Below are 26,711 nucleotides of genomic sequence, written 5' to 3' on the forward strand. Positions count from 1 at the left end.
CTTAAGTTGATTAGAAAGCAAAACACGAGCAGCCGAAGGCACCCCAGAACCCGGCGAAATCACTCACCGGCGCATTCGACAGACGCGCCCGCTCATGGCTGTGGGAGTGCACCGCGCAGGGTCCGCTGCACTGGTGAACCTGCGCCTGCAACGGCGAATTCGGCCGCCAGTGGCCCGGTACCTTCACCACCGGCGACCAGTCCGGCAGCACCGGCACGCTGGCGGGCCCAAGTTTTTCGAAATCATCGGCGGCATACACCACCTTGCCGCCGACCACGGTCAGCACCGACTCGATCCATTTGATCGCTTCGTCCTCGACGCTGAAATAGTCCGCGCTCAAGGCTGCCACGTCCGCCAGTTGCCCGACCTTGATCTGGCCTTTCTTGCCCTGCTCGGAGGAGAACCAGGCGCTGCCGTGGGTGAACAGTTCCAGGGCGGTCTGGCGCGACAGGCCCTCGGCGTGCAATGCCAGGCCACCGACGGTGCGGCCGCTGACCATCCAGTACAACGAGGTCCATGGGTTGTAGCTGGACACCCGCGTGGCATCGGTGCCGGCGCCGACCGGTACACCTTCGGCCAGCATGCGCTTGATCGGTGGCGTCGCCTCCGCTGCCTTGGCGCCGTAGCGCTCGACGAAGTATTCGCCCTGGAACGCCATGCGATCCTGGATGGCGATGCCGCCACCCAGCGCCCTCACCCGCTCGATGTTGCGGGGGGTGATGGTTTCGGCGTGGTCGAAAAACCACGGCAAGCCGTTGAACGGGATGTCGCGATTGACCTTCTCGAACACGTCGAGCATGCGGCTGATGGATTCGTCGTAGGTGGCGTGCAAACGGAACGGCCAGCGCTGCTCGACCAGATGGCGCACCACCGGTTCCAGTTCGTCTTCCATGGTTTGCGGCAGGTCCGGGCGCGGTTCGAGGAAGTCCTCGAAATCCGCCGCGGAGAACACCAGCATCTCCCCGGCGCCGTTGTGCCGCAGGTAGTCGTCGCCCTGGTGCAGGGTCACGCTGCTGGTCCAGTTCTTGAAATCGGTCAGTTCTTCCTTGGGTTTCTGGGTGAACAGGTTGTAGGCGATGCGCACGGTCAGTTGCTGGTCCCTGGCCAACTGCTCGATCACCTGATAGTCGTCCGGGTAATTCTGGAAACCGCCGCCAGCGTCGATGGCACTGGTCAGGCCGAGGCGATTGAGTTCGCGCATGAACTGGCGCGTCGAGTTGACCTGGTACTCCAGCGGCAACTTCGGCCCCTTGGCCAGCGTCGAGTACAGAATCATCGCGTTGGGCCGCGCCACCAGCATGCCGGTGGGTTCACCGTTCGAGTCCCGCACGATCTCGCCACCCGGCGGGTTCGGCGTATTGCGGGTGTAACCGGCGACCCGCAACGCGGCGCGGTTGAGCAAGGCGCGGTCATACAGATGCAGGACGAACACCGGGGTATCGGGCGCGGCCTGGTTCAACTCTTCGAGGGTCGGCATGCGCTTTTCGGCGAACTGGAATTCGTTCCAGCCACCGACCACCCGCACCCATTGCGGCGTGGGTGTGCGGTCGGCCTGATCCTTGAGCATGCGCAGCGCATCGGCCAGTGACGGCACGCCTTCCCAGCGCAGTTCGAGGTTGTAGTTCAGACCGCCACGGATCAGGTGCAAGTGCGAGTCGTTGAGGCCGGGGATCACGCAACGGCCCTTGAGGTCGATCACCTGCGTGCCAGAACCGCGCAAGGCCATGGCCTCGGCATCGCTGCCGACCGCGACGAAGCGGCCCTCGCTGATGGCGACCGCAGTGGCGCGTGGGTTTTCACGGTCGACGGTATGAAATTGGCCATTGAACAGAATCAGATCGGCGTTCATCGCGTTTCCTTGGGCGCAGTGGAAGAAGACAGCCAGGGCGCGAACAGGCGCGTCGCCATCGGCATGAACAGGTACACCACCGACAGCACGATGGTCAGGGTGATCAGGAAGGTCGCGACCACGTAGTTGGAGAGCACGGCGTTGAGCCGCAACAACGGCCCCCAGAGCAGCGGCACCAGCAAGGTGTGCGGCAGGATCACCAGCAGCGTCACCACGGCCTGCTTCCAGCGCGGCGGTGGCGAGCCCGACTCGACCTGGGGGGCGAACCAGAATTCGTTGACCGGGTTGACCTCGGTCTGGTCGCCGTCGGCCAGCATCGGCGTGGCTTCGTTGACCAGCGCCTGGCGTTGGGGCGAATCGAGCCAGCGCTGCATCGCCGAGGTGGAGCAAAAGCGCAGGACGCAGGTGTACATATCGAGGCCCGCGTTCTTGCCGCGCATCACATCCACGCCCAGGTGCCCCTCCTGCTGTCCGGCGACACTGACGATGTTGCGCAGCCAGGCCTCGTAGGGCACTTCATAACCGGCCCTGACCCGGTGTTTGATGACCAGGGTCACGACCTCCTCGAAAGGCGAGTCGAGCACGTTGGAATCAGGCATGGCGGAGGGCTCCGGCGAGACAATATTGAATTGAATAATGCCGGGGCGAGAAAGGAAAAAATTGAATGTACGTGCTCTTATTGCGAGGGACCCCGAGCCCCCTGTAGGAGCTGGCTTGCTCGCGAAGGACGTGAAGCTGACGCGTTTCGTCAGAAAGCTAGCGTCATCGTTAGCGACCATCGCGAGCAAGCTCGCTCCTACAGGGGGGTTGGGTACATCCGCGAAAATACAGGTTGGCGGCAGGCCGCCGCTGTCACGCCGGGATCGACAGCGGCTCCGACATGAACTGACTGATCCGCGACCGCAACCAGCGCTCCGCCGGATCATTGTCATGCACCCCGCTCCAGGCCATCGACAACTGCGCCGCCGCAATCTCGAACGGCGGATCCTCGGCACGCAAGCCACACCCCTCCACCAGCGCACACGCCGCATAATCCGGCACCGTCGCAATCATCTCGGTGCCGGCGAGCAACGCGCGCAAGCCGCTGAACTGCGGAACGCCCAGCACCACCCGACGGGTGCGACCAACCTTCGCCAGGTCCAGGTCGATATTGCCGCTCAGGTCCCCGGAAAACGACACCATCGCATGGGGACGCGCGCAATACTCATCCAGGGTCAGCGTCCCCGGTCGCTTGTCACCGCGCAGCACTTTGCAGGGAATATCCCGCAGCTTCTTGCGCTTGGCATTGGCCGGCAGGTCGGTGGTGTAGCTGACGCCCACGGAGATTTCCCCCGACGCCAGCAACGCCGGCATCAGCAGGTAATTGGCCCGGCGCACCACCACGACAATGCCCGGTGCCTCTTCCTGCAGCTTGCTCAGCAGAGGCGGAAACAGACCGAACTCGGCATCGTCCGACAGGCCAATGCGAAAGACGTCGCAACTGGTCGCCGGATCAAATTCCTTGGCGCGACTGACCGCGCCGGAAATGGTGTCCATGGCCGGTTGCAGTTCCTTGAGAATCGCCAGCGCCCGTGCCGTCGGCTCCATGCTTCTACCGTTGCGCAACAGCAAAGGGTCGTCGAACAGATCGCGTAACCGCCCCAGCGCCGCACTCACGGCCGGTTGGCCCATGAACAGTTTTTCCGCCACGCGGGTCAGATTCTTCTCGAACATCAGCGCTTCGAAAATCACCAGCAGGTTCATGTCGACGCGACGCAGATCGTTACGGTTCATAGGCACGGTTCCCTTGTGTGTCAAGCCAGGCGCGAGGTGGCGATTGTGTCTGACTTTACCCAGGACTGCCCACCCTGCATGAGGAATTAACAACGTTTAACTCGCGCGCCAGAGCCTTGGGGTTCAAGAATGAATCCTACCCATTCGGACATTCGCCATGGCTCAGTTCCAGCAAAGCGCCGCTCGCGCGACAGTCGCGCAGCCCCAGGAAAAAAGCGCCAGCGGCCTCAGTCCGCAGCGCGAACAGTTGGTGAAACAACTGATCCTCGATCGCCTCGGCGAATCCCTGCAAGTGACCGAACTGGCCCAGGCTTGTTCGCTGTCGCGCAGTCATTTCTCCCGCGCGTTCAAGTGCAGCACCGGCTGTTCGCCACAGGAATGGATTCGCCAGCAACGTATCGCCCGGGCCAAGCAGCTGATCCAGCACACCGACCTGAGTCTCACGCAAATCAGCCTCGAATGCGGCTTCTGCGACCAGGCTCACTTCTGCCACATGTTCACCCGCAGCGAGGGCATCAATCCGTTTGCGTGGCGTTGCCGGGCCGTACGCGCCCTCCCCACATCACCTGCCTGCGGGCAGCACCCGGATCATCGAGCGCCGAGTTCAACCGCTGTGATAAACGACGCATTGCGCGCCGGCAAAAATATGAGGAATATGCTCCAGAAGTGCGTTCCAGACGCATTCACACAGGAGCAACCCGTTGACCCTCGCCCTCGAACAGGCTGTGCATTTCGGCCCCTACCGGATCTACCCCGGACAACGTCTGGTGCTGGAATCCGACCGGCCCCTGCGCCTGGGCCGACGCGCCATGGACATCCTGTTGATCCTGCTGGAACACGCCGGCAAGGTGGTCAGCAAGCAACAGCTGATCGCTGAAGTCTGGCCCGACAGCGTGGTGGAAGAGATCAACCTGCGGGTGCACATGGCCGCCCTGCGCAAAGCCCTCGGCGACGGCCAGGCTGGCCAGCGCTACATCGTCACCGTGGCCCAGCGCGGCTACAGCTTTGTCGCGCCGTGGTCGCTTGCGCCCATCGAACACCGTCCGCAAAATGGCCTGGTTGAATCCAGCGGCCATAACCTGCCCCTGCGCCGCGCCCGCCTGATCGGCCGCCAGGTGCTGGTCGACAGGCTGGTGGCGCAACTGCCGCTCCAGCGCTTCATCACCCTGGTCGGCCCCGGCGGCATCGGCAAGACCAGCGTCGCCCTGCGCGTCGCCGAGCAACTGATCGGCCACTACCGCGACGGCATCCGCCTGCTGGACCTGACGCCGATCAACGACCCCTCGTTGATCACCGGCCACCTGGCGACAATGCTGGGGTTGTCCCTGCACGACAGCGAACCGCTGAGCACGCTTGCCACGTTCCTGCGCGAGCGGCATATGCTGCTGGTCATCGACAACTGCGAACACCTGATCGACAGCGTGGCACTGCTCTGTGAAAGCCTGCTGGGTGGCGCGCCACACGTGCATATCCTCGCCACCAGCCGCGAGAGCCTGCGTGCCGAAGGCGAATTCGTCCAGCGCCTGGAACCGCTGGAATGCCCCCCACCCATCACCGTGCAGGACCGCACCCAGGCCCTGGGTTTTTCCGCCGTGCAGCTGTTTATCGAGCGGGCCATGGCCAACCACGACAGCTTTGAACTGACCGATACCGAGTTGCCGCTGGTCATCGAGATCTGCCAGCGCCTGGACGGCATTCCGCTGGCCCTGGAACTGGCGGCCGCGCAAGTCGCCAACCTTGGCCTCAGCGGTTTGCTGGCGCAGTTGCAGGAAAGTTTTCGCCTGCTCGCCCACAGCGGCCAGACGACCCAGGGCCGGCATCAAACCCTGCGCACGACGCTGGACTGGAGCTTCAACCTGCTCACTGCTTGCGAACAGACCTGCCTGCGGCGACTGGGCATCTTGCGCAGTGGTTTTACCCTGGAATCGGCAGCGGCGGTGATCGTGGGCGAACACATCGAACCGCGCGAGGTGTTTGGCTCGATCATGCAACTGGTGGCCAAGTCGCTGCTGATCGTGGACGTCGGTGACGAAGAGGTGTTCTACCGCCTGCTCGACTCCACCCGCCGTTATGCCCTGGAAAAACTCGAACAAAGCACTGAACTGCCCGACACCCGCAAGCGCCACGCCGAACGATGCCTGGCCCTGATGCAACAGGCGCAGGACGACTGGGAACAGATCCCCACCGGTCTGTGGATCGAGCGTTATGCCCGCAGCCTGGAGGACATCCGCGCAGCGCTCGACTGGGGCCTGTCTGCATCAGGGCCGCAGGCGCTGGCGATCCGCCTGACCGCGACGTCCACGCCGCTGTGGCAGGAACTGTCGCTGCTCAACGAGTACGGCGGTTATGTGCGCAAGGCCCTGGCCCTGCTCGATGCCGCGCCCGAAGTCTGCCCACGGCTGCAAATGCTGCTGAAACTGGCCTTGGGCAGCACCTGTTACCACGCCCAGGGCGGCACCGCCGAAACCGTCGAGGCCTTCGTCAGCGCCCGGGCTTTGGCCGAACACTGCAAGGACGTAGCCGGACAACTGCGCGCCATCTCCGGGCACCTGGCGGTCAACCTCAGTTGCGGCCACTATCAAATGGCCCTGGAACAGAGCGAGCAATTCGATCGCCTGGGGTTGCATGGTGACCCGATGCTGTCCCTGAGCACCCACCGCCTGCGGGTCCTGGCCCTGCACTTTGCCGGCGATCAGCAGCGGGCCCGAATGAACGCCGAAGAGGTGATCCAGCGCATGGCCCACAGTGGCCATCTCAATCGCTTCACCCATGGATTTGGCGTGCAATACGACCAGAGCGTCGCCGCGCTGACCATCCTCGCCCGTATCCTCTGGATCCAGGGCCAACCGGAGCAAGCCTGGCGTACGGCCCGGCAGGCACTGGACATCGCACTGCAGATCAACCATGGCACGTCCATCTGTTACACCCTGGCCCTGGCGGGCTGCCTGATCGCCCATTACAACGGCGACGCCCGAACCGCTCGCGAACTATTGCACCTGCTGCTGGAACAGGCGCAGAAACACTCGGTGCTGCTGTTCCATACCTGGGCTAGACACTATGCCTTGGTCATCGACGATGCCGAAGTCGATGCGTTACCGCGTCCGGGTGTGGGTCTGATCAAGGAAATCATGGTCACCCTCGACAGCGGCCTGGTCGATGACGAGTTGCTGCAACGCGCCGAGACCGGCGCGGCGGGCTGGAGCACCGCGGAGATTCTGCGGGCCAGGGCCGATGTGCTGCTGGCCGCTGATTGCCCGGTGCAGGACTGTGCCGCCGAGACCTTGCTGAGCAAGGCGCTCAACGTGGCAAGAGTCCAAGGCGCCCTGGCCTGGGAACTGCGCAGCGCCACCTCGTTGGCGCGGCTTTGGCAGCGTCAGGGCCGCGACCGGCAGGCCCGGGAGCTGCTGTCGCCGATCCACCAGCGGTTTACCGAAGGCCATGCCACACCGGACCTGGCCACCGCGCAACGCCTACTCGGCGAGCTCCACAGCCACGAGTCGGCTTGATGGCCGGTGGGCGTGACTGACGTAGCCGGCGTAGCGCATTTCGAAGGTGCGCAAGGCCCCGCTCTGTTCGAGTTTTTCCAGGGCATAACAACGGGTGGTATTGAGGAAACGGTAGCGCGTCACGCCGCGCAGTTGCTCCAGTGCCAGCAGCGATTTGAGCGCCAGGCTTTGCATCACGCTGCTCAGGCTGGACGGCGGCAGCGTCGCGCAACTGATCACGGCGATCGCCGCGTCGAGGGTGAACGCCGCTTTGAACACCGCCAGACGCTGCAACACGGTTTGCTCCATCGGGCTTAGCCGCTCATAGCTCCAGTCCAGGGCCGCCTTCAGCGTCTGGTGTCGCGGGACCGCCGTGCGCCGCCCCTGGGTCAGCAGCTGAAAACAGTTGTCCAGTTGCGCTTGCAGCCCCACCAGCGCCAGCGCATCGATCTGCGCCGCCGCCAACTCGATAGCCAATGGCAGCCCATCGAGTCGCCAACAGATTTCGCGCACGGCCTTGAGGTCCTGCTCGCGCAGGGCAAAGCCTTGCTGGCGGGCGCGGGCACGGCTGACGAACAACTGCACGGCCGAATAGCCCATGACCTCATCGACACAACGTAACGCCGACGTCGGTGGCACCAGTAGCGGCGGCAATGGCAAGAGTTCTTCGCCGGTGGCCAGCAGCGGCTCACGGCTGGTGACGAGAATCGACAGGCGCGGTGCCGAAATCAACAGCTGCTCGACCAGTGCCCGGCAGCTTTCAAGCAGGTGCTCGCAGTTGTCGAGAACCAGCAAACCATGCCACTGGCCCAGCGCGTCCAGGGTCGTACCCACGTCCAGTTGCAAGGTGCGCGTCACATAGTCGACCACCTGTGCCGGGTCGTCGATCATCGCCAGATCCACCCGCCACACGCCATCGCGAAAGTGCTGCAACAGCAATTCGGCGACACGCAGGGCAACGGTGGTCTTGCCGATGCCACAGGGCCCGACCAGGGTCATGCAACGGCGCGCTGGCAACTTGCGCACCAGACTGCCCACCACGGCATCGCGACCGATGACGGGTGTGAGTCGTGCCGGCAGGTTGTGGGGGGATGGTGCAAAGGCGTCGCTGGCCAAAGGCGTGAGCTCCAGCGCCTGGCGCACCGGCGCGACAAAGCTGTAGCCACGCTCGGGGATGTTGACGATGTAGCCGTGCCCGTCCTGCCCGTCACGAAAGGCCCGGCGCAGGGCGGCAATGTGCACGCGCAGGTTGATGTCCTCGACCACCGTTCTCGGCCAGACCCGGGCAATCAGATGGTCCTTGCTGACCACCGAGCCGGCATGCTCAACCAGCACCTGCAGGATATCCAGCGCCCGCCCGCCCAGGCGCAGCGGCTGATCACCCTGGCGAACCAGTCGCTGATTGACGTGGAAGGCGTAGGGGCCAAAGTGCAGCACCGTGTCGCTGATTACATTTCTGAGGCTGTTCATACGCTTTCACCCGCTGGAAACCTGCTCGGCACATGACAGGCTCCGTACCTTCCTTGCAATGAGTTCAGCGGTATCTTGGCAGGCCCCGGTGACGGTACAACCGCCATGGGGGGAGCGTCACGGCCAATAGGGTGCGCACAACGGACAAGCGTGTCAGCTGAACTGCTCGCGGTACTGGATCGGGGTCAGGCCGAGCTTTTCACTGAACAGGAAACGCATGTGCCGTACGCTGCCGAAGCCACTTTTGAAGGCTACGGTCTTGAGCGGCAGGTCAGCGGTTTCCAGCAGGTTCCTGGCGCGGTCGATGCGGGCGCTTTGCAGGAACTCCATGGGGGTCATGTTCACTTCCCGGGCGAAGACCCTGGCGAAGTGGCGCGGGCTCATGTTGGCCAGGCTGGCCATGCGTTCGATGCTGAAGGCTTCGTCCAGGTGTTCGAGCACATGGTTCTGCACCCGGGTGATCGGCGTTTCATTTGGGGCCACTGCCGCCATTAGCGGGCTGAACTGCGCCTGGCCGCCCTGGCGCTTCATGACCACCAACAACACCTTGGCCACGTCCTGGGCGACTTTCTTGCCATGGTCGGCGGCGACCACGGCCAGCGCCAGGTCAATGCCGGCAGTGACGCCGCCGGAGGTGATGAGGTTGCGGTCCTGGACGTAGATCTGGTCGGTTTCGACCGTCGCCTTGGGGAATGCCTTGATCATCCGTTCGGTGTAGTGCCAGTGGGTGGTCACGCGATAGCCGTCGAGCAAACCGGCGTGCCCCAGCACGAACGCCCCGGTGCAGATCGAGCCAAAGGTCTGCGATCGACTGACATTGCGCTTGAGCCACTCGAGCAAGGGCGGATGTTTTTCGTTGTAGGCACCGGGGCCGCCTGGCACCAGCAGCAGATCAAAGCCGTCGCAGGCCTGCTCGACCGGCATGTCCGCCTGCACCCTCACGCCATTGGACGCCCGCAGTGCGCCGGACTCGGTGCCAAGGGTCGTCAGCACATAGTGCTCGTCGGGCTTGAGATAACGATTGGCGATGGAAAACACCTCCATCGGCCCGGCCATGTCGAGCAGGAGAAAGTCGGGGAACAGCACCATTGCCACGGTTTTCATGGGTTCAATCACTGAAATCAAGGAAGGTCTTTGTGCCGGACACCGAACCTGTGGGAGCGGGCTTGCTCGCGAAGGCGGTGTGTCAGTCACCAAATTTGTTGAATGTAACACCGCATTCGCGAGCAAGCCCGCTCCCACAGGGGTACTGCGTCCGTAGGTACACAGCTGTCAACCTGAAAGAGACAGTATTTCAGTTTTCATCTACTTATTGCACCAATGGATTAACATTAACCTTCTCCTCACTCGGACGAATCAACGTCCCAAAAGGAGATTTCATCATGCTGACCCTTCGCAAAGCATCGGATCGTGGCCTGGCCAATCACGGCTGGCTGAAGTCGTTCCATACCTTTTCCTTCGCCAGCTATCGCAACTCGAAAGAACAGGGTTTTTCCGATCTGCTGGTGATCAACGATGACCGCGTGGCCGCCGGCAAAGGCTTCGGCCAACACCCGCACCGCGACATGGAAATTTTCTCCTATGTGCTCGAAGGCGCGCTGGAACACAAGGACACCCTGGGCACCGGCTCGGTGATCCGTCCCGGCGATGTGCAGTTGATGAGCGCCGGCAGCGGCGTGGCGCATAGCGAGTACAACCACTCGGATTCGCGGCCCGTGCACTTCCTGCAAATCTGGATAGTGCCGGACGTTAGCGGTGCCAAGCCACGCTATCAGCAGGAGCATTTCAGCACCCAGAAGAAACGCGGTCGCCTGCAATTGATCATCTCCCCCGACGGCGCCCAGGGTTCACTGACGGTGCGCCAGGATGCGCGGGTGTATGCCGGCCTGATTGATGGCAAGGAAAGTGCCACTGTGGAACTGGCTGCCAATCGTTATGCCTATGTCCATGTGGCTCGTGGTCGCGTTGAGCTGAACGGTGTAGCACTGCAGGAAGGCGACGGCGTGCGGGTTCGCGAGGAACAGTTGCTGAGCTTGAGCAATGGGGTGGATGCCGAGGTGCTGGTGTTCGATCTGCGTGCGAATGAGTTGCCAGAAATGCCATAACCCTGTGTGCGAGCCTGCTCGCGAAGAACGGAAGGACAACGCGGTTTTCCAGGGAGCACGCGTTATCGTTAACGTCCATCGCGAGCAGGCTCGCTCCCACAAAAGGCTTCGACAATTTCCTCAATCACCACACGGACCCTCGCCGTATGCCGAAGGTCCGCGTGGGTCACCAGCCACACGTCATAGGGCAACGGCCGAGTACGCTCCGGCCACAGCCGGACCAGTCCATCCCTCTCCCCCACGTACACCGGAATTTCCCCGATCCCGATCCCCTCGGCAATGGATCGCCGCACCAGCAGGCTGGAACTCAGGCTTGCGACAATCCGCCCGCGCCCCACAGGTTCACTGACCAGCGTCATGTCCTTGCCGCTCTGCAGATACGGCTGATACACCACCAGATCATGCCCCTCGAACGCCGATCCCGGCTCGGGCACACCGTGGGCATTGACATAGGCTTGCGAGGCGAACAGGCCCACCGGCCAACGGGCGATTCGCCGGGCGATGAGGTCCGGATTGTCCGGCCGGGTATTACGTACGGCGATGTCGGCTTCGCGTTTGGCCAGGCTGAGGATTTGCGTCGAGGCGTCCAGTTGCACCCGCACGTCGGGGTGACGTTGATGCAGTCGAGCGACGGCCGGGATCAGGAAGTCGATGGCCATGGAGTCGGTGGTAGTGACCCGCACGGTGCCCGTCAGCCGGTCGTCGAGGCCTTGGATACGGCGCTGCAATTCCAGCGCCGAGTGCTCCATTTTCTCGATGGCGCGCATCGCCGCTTCGCCGACCGCGGTCAACGCATAACCTTCGGAGGTGCGCAGGAACAGCGTCGCTCCCAATGACTTTTCCAGCGACGTGATGCGCCGGCCCACCGTAGCCTGGTCGACACCCAATACTCGCGCGGCGCCACGCAGCGTTGATTCGCGGCAGACCGCGAGAAATACCCGTGCGTCATCCCAGTTCATGGAGCTCTCCATCTGATGCATTTGCGCATCACGATAACGCGAAATCGCTGCGCTGGTGCATCACTAAACCTGGTTAAGCTGATCACCAGTGAAAAACTTGCAGGAGAGCACCCATGCTCAGCCCCCTGAACACCCCACGCAACGCATTCTGGCTGCCGATTTTTGCCGGCCTGTGCGCCAGCCTGGTCAGCATTGGCCTGGCGCGTTTTGCCTATACGCCGTTGATTCCCTCGCTGATCCAGGCCCATTGGTTTTCCGCCAGCGACGTGGTGTACCTCGGTGCCGCCAACCTGGTGGGCTACCTGATCGGTGCACTGATCGGCCACCCGTTGGCGCGTCACACATCCAACAAAACTGTGCTGCGGCTGATGATGCTGGCGGTCACCCTGTCGTTCTTCGCCTGTGCCTTTCCCTTGTCGGTGAGCTGGTTTTTCGGCTGGCGTTTGCTCTCGGGCGTCGCCGGTGGCGCGATCATGGTGCTGGTGGCGTCGACGGTGTTGCCGCATGTGCCGGCCTCGCGCAAAGGGCTGGCCAGTGGCGCGATCTTTCTCGGCATCGGGCTGGGCATTGCCGGGTCGGGGACGATCGTCCCGCCACTGCTGAGCCTGGGCCTGCAGCAAACCTGGTTGGGGCTCGGCTTGCTGGCACTGATATTGACCACTATCAGCTGGTTTGGCTGGCCGTCGGCTGCGCCCCAGGCAACGATGACAGCGACGGCCGATGCCGCGTCGACCCGCACCCAGCCGGCCGTCTACCTGCTGTTTGCCCAATACGCACTCATGGCGGCAGGGCTGGTGCCAGCCATGGTATTCCTGGTGGACTACGTGGCCCGCGGCCTCGGTGCCGGGCCACAGGTCGGGGCGCTGATCTGGGTGATGTACGGCCTCGGCGCGATTGTCGGGCCGGTGAGCTATGGTTTTCTCGCGGATCAACTGGGGGCGAAGCCGAGTATCCGTCTGGTGCTGGTGGTGCAGGCGATTGCCGTGGCGCTGCTGTCGATCTCCAGCTCTTTCGCGGCATTGGCGCTGCTGGCAGTGATCCTCGGCTCGTTCCCACCGGGCATCGTGCCTCTGGCACTGGCGCGGGTTCACGAACTGGTCCCCGGGCATCATCAGCAACAGGTGGTGTGGAGTCGCGCCACCGTATCGTTTGCCACCTTCCAGGCCATTTCCGGGTTTGGTTATTCCGCCTTGTTCAATGCCAGCGGCGGCCATCATGGGCTGATGTTCGTGATTGCGGCCGGGGCGATTGTTTTGGCGTTGTTGCTGGAGTTGGCGGTGCGTTTATCGAGTCGGCCTGACTCTCTTGTTCAGGTCAGTTGCCCATGAAGATCAAAAGATCGCAGCCTGCGGCAGCTCCTGCAAGGGGCCTGCATTCCCATGTAGGAGCTGCCAAAGGCTGCGATCTTTTGATTCTCCGCGCGAAAGCGCGGTCTCATTTAACGGACACTTTGCCCACAGGTATATGAAATGAATTTGCCCAAAGACATGACCCTCATCGAAATCACCCAACCCGGTGGCCCTGAAGTCCTGCAACCGCGCCAGGTGCCCTTGCCCACTGCAGGCGACGGTGAAGTGTTGATCCGCGTGCACGCCGCCGGGGTCAATCGCCCCGACGTTCTTCAACGAGCCGGCAAGTACCCGATGAAACCCGGCATGAACCCAAACCCAGGTTTGGAAGTGGCCGGCGAAGTGGTCGCCGTTGGCGCAGATGTCAGCGAGTTTATCGTCGGCGACAAGGTCTGTGCGCTGACCAATGGCGGCGGTTATGCGCAGTATTGCGCGGTCCCGGCCAGCCAGGCGCTGCCGATGCCCGAAGGCCTGGACTGGGTGCAAGCGGCGGCGGTCCCGGAAACCTTCTTCACGGTGTGGGCCAATCTGTTCGACATGGGCGGCGCCAGCAAAGGCCAGCGCGCGCTGATTCACGGTGGCACCAGTGGCATCGGCACCACCGCCTTGATGTTATGCCGCGAGTTCGGCGTCAAGGCATTTGCCACGGCGGGCAGTGAGGAGAAATGTGTGGCGATCCGCCAATTGGGCGCCGAAGCGATCAACTATCGCGATCAGGACTTCGTCCAGGTCATCCAGGAAAAAACCGCCGGCAAGGGCGTCAATGTCATCCTCGACATCATGGGCGCTTCGTACCTGAACCAGAATATCGCGGCACTGGGAATGGAAGGTCGACTGGTGATGCTGGGTTTCCTCGGCGGTGCCGTCGGCAAGGATGTCGACCTGCTGGCGATCATGAGCAAGCGCGCGACGGTCACCGGCTCGCTGCTGCGCCCGCGTACCCGGGAAGAAAAAGCCTCGATTGCCGAACAATTGCGCGAATACGTATGGCCGGTGCTGGCGGCCGGGCGTTGCCTGCCGATGATCGACAAGGTGTATGCGCTCACCGAGGCCTCCCAGGCCCATGCGCGAATGGAAGCTGGCGATCACATCGGCAAGATCGTGCTGCGCGTCGACTGATAGCGCCGCATCCCCCCTGTAGGAGTGAGCCCTGCTCGCGATGGCGGAGTGTCAGACGACATCAACGTCGACTGACACTCCTCCATCGCGAGCAGGGTTCCCACAAGTCGCATTTTTCCCCACCCCGCGCGCGCATCTGTTAAAACGCGGTCTTCATGTCCCTACCGGTGAACAACCCGATGCCCTCAGCCCTGCTCACCCGTCTACGCCTGCGCTGGCTGCCGCTGCTGTGCATGGCCGCGCTGGTCGTCGGCTTGCCCGTGGGTTGCGGCGCACTCAAGTACAAAGAGCGCGAGTTGCTGTTCCGCATCGAGCCGGGCACGGCCGGCTGGTATCGCGGCCTGCCGCAGGATGTGCAGGAATTCGACATCAAGCCTGCCAGTTTCAAGGCCGGGCAAAACCTGCATGCCTGGTGGTGGCCGGCCGCGCGCCGTGACGCGCCGTCGATCCTCTACCTGCATGGCGTACGCTGGAACCTGACCGGCCAGGCCTTTCGCATCGAGCAGTTGCGCGCCATGGGCTATTCGGTGCTGGCGATCGACTACCGCGGCTTTGGCCAGAGCAAGGGTGACTTGCCGTCGGAGGCCAGCGTTTACGAAGATGCCCGCGCTGCCTGGGAACGTTTCAGCACGATGCAACCGGACCCCGGCAAGCGCCTGATCTACGGCCACTCCCTGGGTGGCGCGGTGGCCATCGACCTGGCCGCAGACTTGGCCGCGCAAGCGAAAAAGCAGCATGGCGCCGTTCCGGTGCGCGGCCTGGTGATCGAATCTACCTTCACTTCCCTGGGCGATGCAGTGGCGGAAGTGGCCGACAACAACCTGCCGGTGAACTGGCTGCCGGTGCGCTGGTTGCTGTCGCAGAAGTTCGACTCCATCGACAAGATCGTCGACATTCACATGCCGTTGCTGGTGGTCCATGGCCTGGCCGACCGGTTCATGCCTTCGAGGTTCAGTGAGCAACTGTTCAATGCCGCCAACGAACCCAAGCGTCTGTTGCTGATCCCCGGCGGCACCCACAACAACAGCATGAGCCTGGGCGGCAGCCAGTATCGTCAGGCGCTGGAAGGCTTGATGAAGGCCAAACCGCAGATGGCCGGGCCGATGGTCTCGCGAAGCGCCCAGGATTCCTGAGGGTTATCGATAGCCCCGTGCCTGCAGGTCGAACAGCTGCGCATAACGCCCACCCGCCGTGACCAGCGTGTCGTGATCGCCACGTTCCAGAATCGAGCCCTGATCCAGCACGATGATGTGATCAGCGTTGCGCACGCTGGAAAAACGGTGGGAGATCAGCAGGGTCATGCGGCCCTGGGTGTGCTGGCTGAAATGCTCGAACACCGCCGCTTCCGCCGCCGGGTCGAGTGCCGAGGTCGGCTCGTCGAGGATCAGGATATCGGCATCGCGGCGCATGTAGGCGCGCGACAGCGCGATTTTCTGCCACTGCCCGCCCGACAGCTCCAGCCCACCGGCAAACCAGCGCCCCAGTTGCGTGGCGTAACCGCGATCGAGCCGCTCGATGAACGGCGCGGCCATGCCTTCGGCGGCGGCTTGCTGCCAGCGCTGCTCGTCCTGGAACGCCAGGGTGTCGCCCACACCGATGTTCTCGCCGACGGAAAACTGGTAGCGAATGTAGTCCTGGAAGATCACCCCGATGCGCCGGCGTAGCGCATTTTCCTCCCAGGCCTGCAAGTCGCTGCCGTCCAGCAGGATGCGTCCTTGATCGGGACGGTACAGCCGGGTCAAGAGTTTGATCAGCGTGGTCTTGCCCGAACCGTTCTCGCCCACCAGCGCCACACTGTGCCCCGGCACCAGGTGCAGGTCGATGCCCGCCAGCGCGTCGCGACTGGCACCCGGGTAACGGAAGCCGACGTTCTCGAACCGCAGGCCATCGCCAGGCACCGCGCCCACCGTGAGATGGCCCGTGGCGGCGACCACGGGCTCGGCCAGGTATTCATAGAGGCTCGACAGGTAGAGGCCATCCTCGTACAGGCCGCTGATGGCGCTCAGGCTGCTGCTCACTGCCGACTGTCCCTGCTTGAACAACACCAGGTACATGGTCATCTGGCCGAGGCTGATGTTGCCGTGCACGGCATCGACCACCACCCAGGCGTAGGCCAGGTAGAACGCCGCGGTGCCCAGCAGGCCGAGGACAAATCCCCAGCCATCGCGACGCAGGGTCAGCCGCCGGTCCTCGGCATAGAGCCTGGCAAAGGTGTCGCGGTAACGCTGCAACAGCAGCGGCGCGAAACCGAACAGCTTGACCTCCTTGATGTAGCCCTCATGGGACAGCAACGTCTCGATGTAGGTCTGCTGTCGGCTCTCCGGCGCACGGCGGGTAAACAGGCGAAAGGCATCGCCGGAAAAATGCGCCTCGGCAAAAAACACCGGCAACGCGCCGACCACCAGCAACACCAGCGCCCAAGGCGAAAAATGCACCAGCAACACCCCGAAGCTGATCAGCACGATCAGGTTCTGGATCAGCCCCAGCGACTTCATCACCAACGCCAACGGCCGGGTCGAGGCTTCGCGCCGAACCCGCACCAGCTTGTCGTAGAACTCGGAATTCTCGAACTGCACCAGCGATAACGTCTGGGCCTTTTCCAGAATCATCGTGTTGACCTTCTGCCCCAGCTGCACCCGCAACAGCGACTGCTGCACCGACAGCGCACGCTGGGCACCCGACAGCAAGGCCAGTACCCCCGCCTCCAGCAGCACATAACGCACCACCGGCCACAAAGGCGCACTGCCTTGCTGCGCATGCAATTGCATGGCAAAGACAACGGCATCGACAATGCGCTGGCCCAGCCATGCCGCTAAAGCCGGAAGCACACCGGCAATGAGGGTCGCCACCACCAGACCCAGAAACAATGCGCGCGAGGTGCCCCAGACCAGCAGCAAGGCACGCTGGGATTGGTCGAGCAATGAGGTGACGCGGGCAAATACCGGGCTCACTCCAAAGGCTCCGCCAAGGTATCGAGCCGCTCCCCCTGAAACCGCGCCCGATACCGCCCCGGACTCTCCCCCGTCCACTTCTTGAACGCCCGGTGAAATGCACTCGGTTCCTGAAAACCCAGTTGTTCGGCGATGTCGCCGATACTCGCCTGGCTCTCACGCAACTGTTCGAACGCCACCCCACGGCGTACTTCGTCCTTGATCTCCTGATAGGAGCAGCCCTCGCGCTCGAGTTTGCGGCGGAAGGTACTGGGGCTCAGGTGTTGTTCGAGGGCAAAGGCCTGCAGGGTCGGCCACTCGCTGTAATGGCTGTTGCGCAAGCGCTGGTGCACCTGTGACGCCAGGCCGTGCTGGTTGCGAAAGCGGATCACCAGCCATTGTGGCGCGGTGCGCAGGAACACTTTGAGCGACGCCAGGTCCTGGACCACCGGCAGGCGCAGGTAGTGACTGGCGAACTCGATTTCGGTGCGCTCGGCGCCGAAGGTCAGGTTCGGCCCCCAGAGCAAACGGTCATCGCTGAGCGACAGGCGCCCGTGGCGAAAGTCCGCGCGGTCGATCGGGATGCGTCGTCCACCCAGCCAGCACATAAGGCTGATCATCAACACCAGGAAGGTCTCTTCGCCGAAACGGCTGACGTCTTCGTTGGCCCCCTGGCTTTGCAGGCTGATGACCGCTCGTTTGCCGCGCACGGTCAGGGTGCCGCGAAAATCGCGCAGGAACAGGCCGAAGTTGACCAGGCACTGGCGCATGGCCTTGTGCAGATCGGGCTCCTGGATCAATGCCCGGCAAATCAGGGCGAAGCTGCCCGGCGGCATGCCGTGGGAGTCGAGGCCGAAGAATTCGTCGTCGAGCTCGCGGATCTGGATCAGCCACAGCGCTGCAAACGCGCTGGCCGGTACCCGCGACGTGGGTTGCGCAATCACCGCCGGGTCGATGCCGGCCTGTTCGAGCACAGCCCGAACACGCTGCGGATCGTCCCCCAGCCCCTGGATCATTGCCTGCACGAAGTAGGCGGCCACCGAGTCCTTTTCCCGCATGCGAACGCTTCGCTCCCCATCACCCGAAATGGCAAAAAACATCAGTGCCGTTGAACAGTTTCGGCATAGGACAACCACCCTGCCGGCTCTAGACTCGCGGCAATAGTACGCTTTCGGCCATACAGGCGGCCAAGGTATCGCAGGGTTTATCGAAAGGACGGCAACATGAATCTGCAAAACATTGGCGTGATCGGCGCCGGCACCATGGGCAACGGCATCGCGCAGGTCTGCGCCCTGGCCGGTTTCAACGTGACCCTGGTGGACATCAGCGAGGGTGCCTTGCAAAAAGCCCTCGCCACCGTCGGCAAGAACCTTGACCGCCAGGTCGCCAAGGAAACCCTGAGCGCCGAGCAGAAAAACGCCGCCCTCGACAAAATCCGCCCCAGCACCGATTACAGCAACCTGCGCGACGCGCAACTGGTGATCGAGGCCGCCACCGAGAACCTCGAACTGAAACTGCGGTTGCTGCAACAGGTTGCCGCACAGGTCGGCGCCGAGTGCGTGATCGCCTCCAACACGTCGTCGCTGTCGATCACCCAGCTCGCGGCCAGTGTCAGCCAGCCGGAACGCTTCATCGGCCTGCACTTCTTCAACCCGGTGCCGGTGATGGGCCTGATCGAAGTCATTCGCGGCCTGCAAACCAGCGATGCCACCCATGCCCTGGCGCTGGACATGGCGACCCGACTGGGCAAGACCGCGATCACCGCCGGCAACCGCCCGGGGTTCGTGGTCAACCGGATCCTGGTGCCGATGATCAACGAAGCGATCCTGGTGTTCCAGGAAGGCCTGGCCAGTGCCGAAGACATCGACGCCGGCATGCGCCTGGGCTGCAACCAGCCTATCGGCCCCCTGGCCCTCGCGGACCTGATCGGCCTGGATACGCTGCTGGCGATCATGGAGGCCTTCCACGACGGCTTCAACGACAGCAAATACCGCCCGGCGCCATTGCTCAAGGAAATGGTCGCCGCCGGTTACCTGGGACGCAAGACGGGGCGCGGCTTCCATGCCTATGCCTGAGCGTTGTTCGCGTTTCGCCGAATACCGGGACAAGGTGCTGGAGCTGTTCGCCAGCAAGGGTTTCGGTCAGGTCGGCATGCGCGAGCTCGCGACGTGCCTGGGGCTTTCCCCGGGCTCGTTGTATCACCATTACCCGAGCAAACAGCACCTGCTGCTGGACTTGATCGAAGAGTTCTACGAAGAGCTGCTGGCCACGCTGGGGCGCATCAAGCAAAAGGCGCCGGGTAAACGCGACCGCCTCAACAGCCTGATCCGCGCGCACCTGAACCTGCATCGCGACATGCCCTGGCATTTTCGCCTGGTGGAACGCGACAGCGGCTGCCTGAACGACGAGCAACAGGCACGGGTTCGACATTTGAGCGAGCAGTACCAACGCCAATTGATGGTGATACTCGGCGCCCGTTCGCGGTTCAGCGAATCGGGCCTGCTGGCGGCCGGTCATGCCATCGCCGCCTTGCTCAACAGCGCGCCCAGCTGGCTGGCGTCCCATGCGCTGGAAGAAGGCGAGCACAATGAACTGCTGGAGAACATGGTCGGTGGCGCCATCGAGCGCTTGCTGGCGCCGAAGCGCCCAAGCGAGGCTATAAGCCTGGCCCGGCCTATCGAGAATCCATCTAAAAAAACCCAGGCTCCCACCGCGATTTAGCGCTTTGCTTGCCCAGTCAATCTCATCGGAATTCGCGCTGGTACCCGGCGTCCAATCCGATGTGTATCTTCAATGACCGGGAGCAGCACCATGAAAATCAGTCCCTACCTTATCTTCAATGGCGATTGCCGCGCCGCCTTCACGTTTTACCAGCAATGCCTGCAAGCCCAGCTCGAGGCGATGATGACGTTCGGCGAAACACCCGCCGCCGAGCACGTCCCCAAGGAACATCACCACCTGATCATCCACACCTGCCTGAAGGTCGGTGACCAGATGCTCATGGCCTCGGACACCACCCCCGACCGTCCGACCCAGGGCATGAGCGGTTGCTCGATTTCCCTGAACGTCGACAGCATTGCCGAAGCCGAGCGGGTGTTCAACGCACTGGCAGAAGGCGGCAAAGTCGACATGCCACTGGAAGCCACGTTCTGGGCCGCACGCTTTGGCATGCTGGTCGACCGCTTTGGTGTGTCGTGGATGGTCAATTGCGAAAAGGATCAGTGACACTGTGAAGACCGGCTGTCTGGCAACTCCCGGGCCGTCTGCTACCGTCAACTTCTAACCCCTGTAGCAGCGGCCCTTCGGAGAAAACCCACCATGCAAGCCCATGACGCGTCATGGTCCACCCGTTTCAAACTGTCCTTGCTGGCGGGCGGGCTCACCGCCGCGCTGCTGGCACTCAGCGGTTGCGCGACAGTCGATGCCCAGACCACCGCCTACGTCGGCGTGGAACATCCCGCACCGACGCTGCCCAGCGAAGTCGTGGTGCTGCGCACCGAGCCCCTTCGCCCGCACGTTCGATTGGGCGAAATACTGATCGACGCCAGTGTCGACCCCGCCCCGCCGATTACCGAGGTTGAAGAAAAATTGCGGGAAGAAACCGCCAAGCTCGGCGGCGATGCCGTGGTGGTGGTGTATGACCATATCCAGGCGGTCGGTGCCTATGTCAACGGGCCGCTATGGGCGCGCGACGTGCAGACCATCGAGGGGCGCAAACTCAAAGGGATCGTGATCAAGTACAAGTGAGGCGCGGGGATTTTTCGTCGAAAAATGCCGGTCGAGTAGCCTTCATCGGGCCTCGCCTGACAGGACACTGAATGAACCTTGTAGGAGCTGGCTTGCCAGCGAAGGCACCCGAACGACCAACGCAATACTCAAAGACGCCTTCGCCGGCAAGCCGGGCTCCTACAGTCCACCGCTACCCCCAATTGATGGGAGCCCCGTAGACACCGTCTTGAGCCTACACCAACCGCTCAATCTTCTGATGCTGCCACACCAGTTTGTAATACAGCGTCTGCAACGCCAGCATCCCCAGATACGCCACCGGAAACGCCATCCACACCCCTTGCAGCCCGAACCGCGCGTCCAGCAGATACGCCACCGGCAACTGCACGCCCACCACGCACACGATCGATATCGCCACTGGCACCATCACCGTGCCGCTGGCGCGCATGATGCCGCCGATGATCGCCTGGAAGCCGAACACCAACAGGCTCCAGAGCATGATGTGCAGCAAGTGCTCGGCCATGCTGCGGGTCGCATCCTCGGTGAGGAACGAGCCCAGCAGCCAGTGCGACAGCAAATACCCCAACACCACCAGGCCGCCGGTCAGGCACACGTTGATCATCAACCCGGTCTTCAAGATCGGCCCGATGCGTTCGATGCGCCCTGCCCCGATCGCCTGCGCCCCAAGGATCGACGCCGTGATCGCGATCGACAGCGCCGGGAACTGCACGTAATTGACGATCTGCGTCACCGCGCCGTACGCCGCCGTCGCCTGGGAACCGTGCTGGTTCACCAGCGCCAGGATCACCAGCTCCGACAGCGACAACACCACCATCTGCAAGCCGGTGGGCAAGCCGATGCGCAGCACCTTGCCGAGGATCGCCCTGTCCAGCTTCATCGCCGCGAAAAATTCCCGGTCCGGCGCCAGCGGATGGCCCTTGCGGATCAAGCGCCACGCCAGCCACCCCATCGCCGCCAGGTTGCCCGCCAACCCGGCAAACGCCGCACTCTGGATCCCCATCGGCGGCAACCCCAGCCACCCGCGTATCAACGCCGGCGTCAACGCCAGGCCGATACAGGTCGACACCACCAGCGCCAGCAACGGCGAGAACGTATCGCTCACCCCGCGCAGCAACTGCGTGAACAACACGAACACCAACAGCGTCGGCATGAACCACAACATTACATGCGCATACGCCACCGCATCGTCCAGCACATCCCCCGGCGTACCCAACCCCACCAGCGAAGACCGCGCAAACACACTCCCGACCACCGCCGCCACCAGCCCGATCAGCAACCCCAACAACAAGGTCGAGCCGGCAATGGCCTTCACCAGATGCGTCTCCCGCGCCCCCCAGGCCTGGCCGATCAACACACCCGCCCCCGCACCGAGGCCGATGACCAGGGCGATGAAAAAGAACACGATGGGGAACATGCCCGACACCGCCGCCAGGGCCTGGGTGCCGAGCATTTGGCCGATGTAGATGCTGTTGACCGTGCCGGACATCGACTGGAGGAAATTGGACAGGACCATGGGCGCGAGGAACAGCAGGTAGGTTTTCCAGAGGGCGCGTTGCGGTTGGGCTGGGGTTTGCATGGGGGTAGAGGTCCATCTCGACGGCGGGCGTGTTGATTGAGGATAGCTTCGGTGGCTGAAACCAAAGGGCGATGACCATCTCAGGTCTGTGTTTGGATTTCCAGTGAAGAGATGTGAAAGGTCTGAGATTTGATCAGCAAAGGTCCTACATAAAGCTCGGAAACCCTCACCTACCCTGCGGATGCCATGCGGCTTATAGTCAGTCCCGTCGCCCAAATGGCGATTCAGGTTTGGCGACCTGATCACAGAGAATGCGAAGGCTATCCGCTTCATTGCAGGTATCATCGCACCCGCAAAGCCGCTGTTATGGCGGCTGTGCGCGGGAGACCTTCGGGTCTGCCGGTTTTCTCTGTTGCCGGTTCGCCAACCTGCGCACAGCTGCCACCTGATCGTTTGGCGACGACTGAGTGACGGCTCTAAGCCAATCAAATAGAGAACTTCACTATGAATCGATACATGCCTCTTACCGGGATTGACCTGATTCCGGCTTCTCTGCTCATTGACACCCAAGCCCCCCTCGACGTCCTGCAAGCCATGGCGGATTACCGTATCCGCACCGTGACGCAAGTGCTGGAAAACATCGCCTTTCGTGCCGAAATTGGCTGCGACACGGTGGTGTTGTCCGACTTCTCAAAACTGCTGGCGATCCCATTACGCGATGGTTGCGATTTGATGGACGTGATTGGCCGACGCTTGCGTGCCCAAGCGGCGGAGTAAATGAAAAGGGCGCCCAAGGCGCCCGCTTCTTTGATCCGTCGACAAATGATCCTGGCCCATTTTTCTGAATGGCAACCAGCAACAGTCAATGAATCTTCCATTGGCAACGACCCAGCGAAACCCCTGATAACGACCCTGAAGCCTGGCACTGAATCTTGTCGCCCTTGCAGTCTCTCTTGCCCAACCTACCCGAACAGGGTACAAATCGCTCAAGTTGTACGACAACATAATAAAAAACTCCCACTCCACATCCGAGTTGTCCTATCACCCTTCGAGATCTGCCATGCCCCGCCCTACATTTGCGCAAACCGTACCGCCACCCTTCCCCCGCCATCTCGCCTTGATCATTCTTTTGTGCATGGGCTGCGCGTTCGCCGGCAACCATGTGGCGGCGCGGGTCGCTTTTGATGATGGCGCGGGTGTGTTGCTGGCGATTTTGATGCGTTCTGGCGGGACCTTGCTGGTGCTGGCAAGCCTGGTGCTGTGGCAAAGACAAAGTTTGCGTCTGCCGGCAGGTGCATGGCGCTGGCAATTGCTGTTGGGCCTTCTGATTACCGCGCAGAGCCTGTGTCTGTATTCTGCCGTCGCACGGGTCCCGGTGGCGCTGGCGCTGCTGGTGGCGAACGTGTTTCCCATCCTGCTGGCGTTGCTCACCTGGGCGCTGGGTGGCCCGAGACCGACCGCACGCACCGCTACGTTGATGGGTTTGATTCTGGTGGGGTTGGTGTTTGTGCTGGATGTCCCCGGGCGCCTTTCGACCACGACCAGCGTCGGCCCGCAATGGCTGCTGGGCGTCGCGCTCGCGTTCTGCGCCGCCAGCGTGTTCGCCTGCGCGCTGTGGATCACCGACCACAAGTTGTCTCAGGTGCGTGGTTCGGTGCGCAGTCTGCTAACCATTTTCATCGTCTTCAGCAGCGTCAATCTGGCGGGACTGACGGGTGCCTTGCCTGGCGGACTAAACCTGCCCGCAACCTCGACCGGATGGCTGGCTCTGGCCACCTTGGTTGTGCTGTACGGCACCGGTTTTATCGTGCTGTTCATTTCAGTGCCTCGGCTGGACATGCCACGCAATGCACCGGTAATGAACATCGAGCCGTTGGCGACGTTGCTGATGGGCTGGATTGTGCTGGATCAAATGCTCAGCGCGGGGCAGATCCTGGGTGGGGTGATTGTGGTCACCGGCATCGTTTTGCTGACGTATCGCAAATCAGTTATCAAGGCTGACGCCGAAGCTGTGGCGTGAAATGCCTCGATGAACCGTTCGTTTCACTGCACCGCTTGCGCGATATCCCCACAAAAGAATATCGGTGCTGCCATCTCGCATTCGAGTGAAATGCAGCTGGCAACAGGCCCGCTGCGAAAGCTTTTGGCACCTTGCGCACGATATGTCATTGGGTACGCAAGGTCGTCTCAGCCTGCAACAGGGCCGCATCCGGCCCTGATGAATTACTGCTGGGTGCCGGGCAGCAGTTCAAAGGTAGGGGTAAAAGGCGTAATGGCGGCCATCAACCGTTCGAAGGGTTTGTGGTCGCCTTCGAAGGTAGCTTTTCCCGCCGCGACGAGTTGAGCAAAGCTGGTTTTCCTTGCCATCACGCCTTCAAGATCCGAGCGGTCAAGGGTGATGGTCAGGTCAGCCTTTTTCGCTTGCTGCCCCTTGATGGTGGTCAGCGTTGAATTGCTCAACTCAACCACAAACTGTTCACCGTTGTCGGGTGTCCTGAGATTCAGAACCAGGTGTTGATCCGCAACCTTGCTGCCGTCCAGGGCAATGCCGAGGTATTCCAGCCACAACTCGGTGCTCATCGCGCGGATCATGTCCGGCCCGGTGGGTTTCGGCGGCACTCCCTTGGGCATGCCATGGCGTAGTTCATACGCCGCCGCCAGGAAGCTGTTGCGCACGCCCGCACTTTCCTTCTGATAACCAACCTGCTCATAGACGTCCGCGAGCAAGTCCTTGGCCTGGGTGTTCTGGGGTTCGGCGTACACCAGCTTATTGAGAATTTCATAGGCTTCGCGGTATTTGCCCTGATCGAACAGGGATTTGCCCTTGACCATGATTTTGTCCGCGCCCCCCATCATTTCCACGTACAGCGGTGCCGAATCTTTCGGAGACAACGGCATCAGTGTCGCCGGGTTGGCGTCCCAGTAACCCAGGTAGCGGTTTATCACGGCACGGCTGTTGTGCTCTTCGGAGCCGTGGTAGCTATGGGTCGCCCAGTTGTTTTTCAGGCTTTCGGGCAACTTGTAGACGTTTTGGATCTCGTTGATGGTGACGCCCTGGTTGGCGGCGTGCAGCACGGCATTGTTCAGGTTGGCATAGGCATCGCGTTGCGCGCGCATGACGTCCTGAATACGCTCATTGCCCCAGCGTGGCCAACTGTGGGAGGCGAACATCACATCGGCCTGTTGCCCGTAGCGATACAGGGCGTTGTTGATGTTTTTCGACCAGACCAGTGGATCACGGACCAGAGCACCGCGCAGGGTGTAGATGTTATGGATGGTGCCGACGATGTTTTCAGCTGCCCAGAATGCCTTGAACTGCGGGAACCAGGTGTTCATCTCTGCCGGCGCCTCGGTGCCGGGAGTGCTTTGGAACTCCATTTCCACACCGTCGATGGTCAGGGACTCGAAATCTTTCTCGATGTAGCGATTGGGTTCGATCAGGCCCATGTTGCCTAGCGAGGCATTTTTTCCGATAGCCATGTCGACATGGCCATAGGGGCTGTGCGGCAGCATCACGCCATATTGGAAAAAGGCGCGCCGGGTCATGGCGTTGCCGGCGTAGACGTTTTCAGCCACGGCATGCTCCATGAAACCGGTGGGTGCTATGAGCGGGATCTTGCCGCTGCGCACATCGGCTTCATCGACCAGACCGCGGACACCACCGAAATGGTCGGCATGGGAGTGAGAGATCACTATCGCCACGACCGGGCGCTTGCCGAGTTTTTCATTGATGAAATCCAGCGCAGCCTTGGCGGTTTCCTTCGACATCAGGGTGTCGAACACAATCCAGCCCGTATCGCCCTTGATGAATGTGATATTGGCCAGGTCGAACCCACGCACTTGGTAAATCTTTTCCGGAACGACCTCATACAGACCGAAGGCCATGTTGAGTACCGCCTGGCGCTGCAAGGACGGATTGATACTGTCGTAGTCCTTGCCTCCGAGCAGGAAGTCATAGCTGCCCATGTTCCAGGCGACATTTCCGGCTTCGGCCATGATCTTGTTGTAGGACGGTGCCGCGATGAAGCCTTTCCTGGCTTCTTCAAAATCACGGTTGTCCGCGAACGGAAGGGTCTTGCGTACAGCATTTTGCGCTTCGATCGTGTAGGACGAAGGCGCTTTACCCTTGCTGTCGAAGTGCGAATTTTGTGTCGCTGCCGGTTCAGGATTTGCGTCGTTTGCCACGGCAGCAAAGAGCAGAGGGCTGATGCCGCTCCCAAGGGTGATTGCCAATGCCAGATGAAGGGTCTTGTTGTGCATGGGGGTTCCTGCGCCAGAGGGCCATGAGCGTCAATGGGGAAATTTGCGCTCGATTGTATTTATTGGGTACGCGTCACCTTGACCCGCCTGGCCATGAATAGCATATTCATTTCATTACGAAAAATTCCGTTTCAGCCATTTTCGATAAC

Annotated in this window: 21 protein-coding genes and 1 pseudogene; 12 read left to right on the top strand and 10 right to left on the bottom strand. The window is 62.0% G+C overall.

What is annotated here, in order from left to right; genetic code table 11:
- Window positions 1-10: 10 nt before the first annotated feature.
- The 3 genes from ACM6I6_RS02440 to ACM6I6_RS02450 form a co-directional block, all read right to left on the bottom strand.
- The gene (locus ACM6I6_RS02440) at window positions 11-1,849 is read right to left on the bottom strand and encodes an amidohydrolase (RefSeq protein WP_274076655.1); all 1,839 of its coding nucleotides are present in this window, start codon (window positions 1,847-1,849) and stop codon (window positions 11-13) included.
- Window positions 1,846-2,448 carry an antibiotic biosynthesis monooxygenase gene (locus tag ACM6I6_RS02445; protein WP_274076654.1) on the bottom strand — a complete coding sequence of 201 codons (603 nt, stop codon included), beginning with the start codon at window positions 2,446-2,448 and terminating at the stop codon, window positions 1,846-1,848. The genes ACM6I6_RS02440 and ACM6I6_RS02445 overlap by 4 nt, the downstream gene beginning before the upstream one ends.
- Window positions 2,449-2,701: 253 nt before the next feature.
- Window positions 2,702-3,622, bottom strand: coding sequence for a LysR family transcriptional regulator (locus ACM6I6_RS02450; RefSeq protein WP_274076653.1), 921 nt, complete (start codon window positions 3,620-3,622; stop codon window positions 2,702-2,704).
- 157 nt (window positions 3,623-3,779) lie between these two features.
- Between ACM6I6_RS02450 and ACM6I6_RS02455 the strand changes: the two are divergent.
- A pseudogene (locus ACM6I6_RS02455) lies at window positions 3,780-4,193 on the top strand (helix-turn-helix domain-containing protein); the annotation flags it as partial.
- Window positions 4,194-4,323: 130 nt separating this feature from the next.
- Complete coding sequence (locus ACM6I6_RS02460; protein ID WP_414919323.1) at window positions 4,324-7,128, top strand: ATP-binding protein; 2,805 nt, start codon at window positions 4,324-4,326, stop codon at window positions 7,126-7,128.
- Here the strand turns inward: ACM6I6_RS02460 and ACM6I6_RS02465 are convergent.
- The gene (locus tag ACM6I6_RS02465; protein WP_414919324.1) at window positions 7,093-8,577 is read right to left on the bottom strand and encodes an ATP-binding protein; all 1,485 of its coding nucleotides are present in this window, start codon (window positions 8,575-8,577) and stop codon (window positions 7,093-7,095) included. The two genes, ACM6I6_RS02460 and ACM6I6_RS02465, sit on opposite strands and share 36 nt — an antisense overlap.
- Window positions 8,578-8,730: 153 nt before the next feature.
- On the bottom strand, window positions 8,731-9,681 hold the full coding sequence (locus tag ACM6I6_RS02470; protein ID WP_414919325.1) for a GlxA family transcriptional regulator: 951 nt from the start codon (window positions 9,679-9,681) through the stop codon (window positions 8,731-8,733).
- Window positions 9,682-9,959: 278 nt separating this feature from the next.
- Here ACM6I6_RS02470 and ACM6I6_RS02475 point away from each other — a divergent pair, with 278 nt between their 5' ends.
- A complete protein-coding gene (locus ACM6I6_RS02475; RefSeq protein ID WP_414919326.1) occupies window positions 9,960-10,682 on the top strand; it encodes a pirin family protein in 723 nt (240 codons plus the stop codon).
- A 68-nt stretch (window positions 10,683-10,750) separates the two neighbouring features.
- Here the strand turns inward: ACM6I6_RS02475 and ACM6I6_RS02480 are convergent, their stop codons facing one another.
- On the bottom strand, window positions 10,751-11,641 hold the full coding sequence (locus ACM6I6_RS02480; RefSeq protein WP_414919327.1) for a LysR family transcriptional regulator: 891 nt from the start codon (window positions 11,639-11,641) through the stop codon (window positions 10,751-10,753).
- Between the two features lie 113 nt (window positions 11,642-11,754).
- Here ACM6I6_RS02480 and ACM6I6_RS02485 point away from each other — a divergent pair, with 113 nt between their 5' ends.
- From ACM6I6_RS02485 to ACM6I6_RS02495, 3 genes are all read left to right on the top strand, one after another.
- Window positions 11,755-12,969, top strand: coding sequence for a YbfB/YjiJ family MFS transporter (locus ACM6I6_RS02485; RefSeq protein WP_414919328.1), 1,215 nt, complete (start codon window positions 11,755-11,757; stop codon window positions 12,967-12,969).
- 141 nt (window positions 12,970-13,110) lie between these two features.
- The gene (locus ACM6I6_RS02490) at window positions 13,111-14,109 is read left to right on the top strand and encodes an NAD(P)H-quinone oxidoreductase (RefSeq protein WP_414919329.1); all 999 of its coding nucleotides are present in this window, start codon (window positions 13,111-13,113) and stop codon (window positions 14,107-14,109) included.
- A 179-nt stretch (window positions 14,110-14,288) separates the two neighbouring features.
- A complete protein-coding gene (locus tag ACM6I6_RS02495) occupies window positions 14,289-15,242 on the top strand; it encodes an alpha/beta hydrolase (protein WP_414919370.1) in 954 nt (317 codons plus the stop codon).
- A gap of 3 nt (window positions 15,243-15,245) precedes the next feature.
- On the opposite strand, the gene ACM6I6_RS02500 is transcribed toward ACM6I6_RS02495, so the two are convergent.
- Entirely contained in the window at window positions 15,246-17,060 is a 1,815-nt protein-coding gene (locus ACM6I6_RS02500; protein WP_414919330.1) for an ABC transporter ATP-binding protein, read from the bottom strand.
- Window positions 17,057-18,097, bottom strand: a complete 1,041-nt coding sequence (locus tag ACM6I6_RS02505; protein ID WP_274076642.1) for an AraC family transcriptional regulator — start codon at window positions 18,095-18,097, stop codon at window positions 17,057-17,059. The genes ACM6I6_RS02500 and ACM6I6_RS02505 overlap by 4 nt, the downstream gene beginning before the upstream one ends.
- A gap of 165 nt (window positions 18,098-18,262) precedes the next feature.
- Between ACM6I6_RS02505 and ACM6I6_RS02510 the strand changes: the two genes are divergently transcribed.
- The 4 genes from ACM6I6_RS02510 (at window position 18,263) to ACM6I6_RS02525 (ending at window position 20,786) form a co-directional block, all read left to right on the top strand.
- A complete protein-coding gene (locus tag ACM6I6_RS02510; RefSeq protein ID WP_274076641.1) occupies window positions 18,263-19,114 on the top strand; it encodes a 3-hydroxybutyryl-CoA dehydrogenase in 852 nt (283 codons plus the stop codon).
- The gene (locus tag ACM6I6_RS02515) at window positions 19,101-19,760 is read left to right on the top strand and encodes a TetR/AcrR family transcriptional regulator (protein WP_274076640.1); all 660 of its coding nucleotides are present in this window, start codon (window positions 19,101-19,103) and stop codon (window positions 19,758-19,760) included. Before ACM6I6_RS02510 ends, ACM6I6_RS02515 begins: the two co-directional genes overlap by 14 nt.
- Window positions 19,761-19,850: 90 nt before the next feature.
- Window positions 19,851-20,264, top strand: a complete 414-nt coding sequence (locus ACM6I6_RS02520; protein ID WP_274076639.1) for a VOC family protein — start codon at window positions 19,851-19,853, stop codon at window positions 20,262-20,264.
- A gap of 93 nt (window positions 20,265-20,357) precedes the next feature.
- Complete coding sequence (locus tag ACM6I6_RS02525) at window positions 20,358-20,786, top strand: hypothetical protein (protein WP_274076638.1); 429 nt, start codon at window positions 20,358-20,360, stop codon at window positions 20,784-20,786.
- Between the two features lie 214 nt (window positions 20,787-21,000).
- Here the strand turns inward: ACM6I6_RS02525 and ACM6I6_RS02530 are convergent, their stop codons facing one another.
- Window positions 21,001-22,362, bottom strand: coding sequence for an MATE family efflux transporter (locus tag ACM6I6_RS02530; protein ID WP_414919331.1), 1,362 nt, complete (start codon window positions 22,360-22,362; stop codon window positions 21,001-21,003).
- A gap of 444 nt (window positions 22,363-22,806) precedes the next feature.
- On the opposite strand from ACM6I6_RS02530, the gene ACM6I6_RS02535 reads away from it, so the two are divergent.
- Both ACM6I6_RS02535 and ACM6I6_RS02540 read left to right on the top strand, forming a co-directional pair.
- Window positions 22,807-23,079: a hypothetical protein gene (locus tag ACM6I6_RS02535; protein WP_129442062.1), complete on the top strand. Its 273-nt coding sequence runs from the start codon at window positions 22,807-22,809 to the stop codon at window positions 23,077-23,079.
- Window positions 23,080-23,362: 283 nt separating this feature from the next.
- Window positions 23,363-24,322 (top strand): EamA family transporter, encoded by a 960-nt coding sequence (locus ACM6I6_RS02540; RefSeq protein ID WP_274076635.1) that lies wholly within the window; start codon window positions 23,363-23,365, stop codon window positions 24,320-24,322.
- A 203-nt stretch (window positions 24,323-24,525) separates the two neighbouring features.
- Here the strand turns inward: ACM6I6_RS02540 and ACM6I6_RS02545 are convergent, their stop codons facing one another.
- Window positions 24,526-26,562: an alkyl/aryl-sulfatase gene (locus ACM6I6_RS02545; RefSeq protein WP_414919332.1), complete on the bottom strand. Its 2,037-nt coding sequence runs from the start codon at window positions 26,560-26,562 to the stop codon at window positions 24,526-24,528.
- Window positions 26,563-26,711 lie beyond the last annotated feature (149 nt).

It is taken from the genome of Pseudomonas sp. IT-P218, from assembly GCF_949767605.1.
Taxonomy (GTDB): domain Bacteria; phylum Pseudomonadota; class Gammaproteobacteria; order Pseudomonadales; family Pseudomonadaceae; genus Aquipseudomonas; species Aquipseudomonas putida_AE.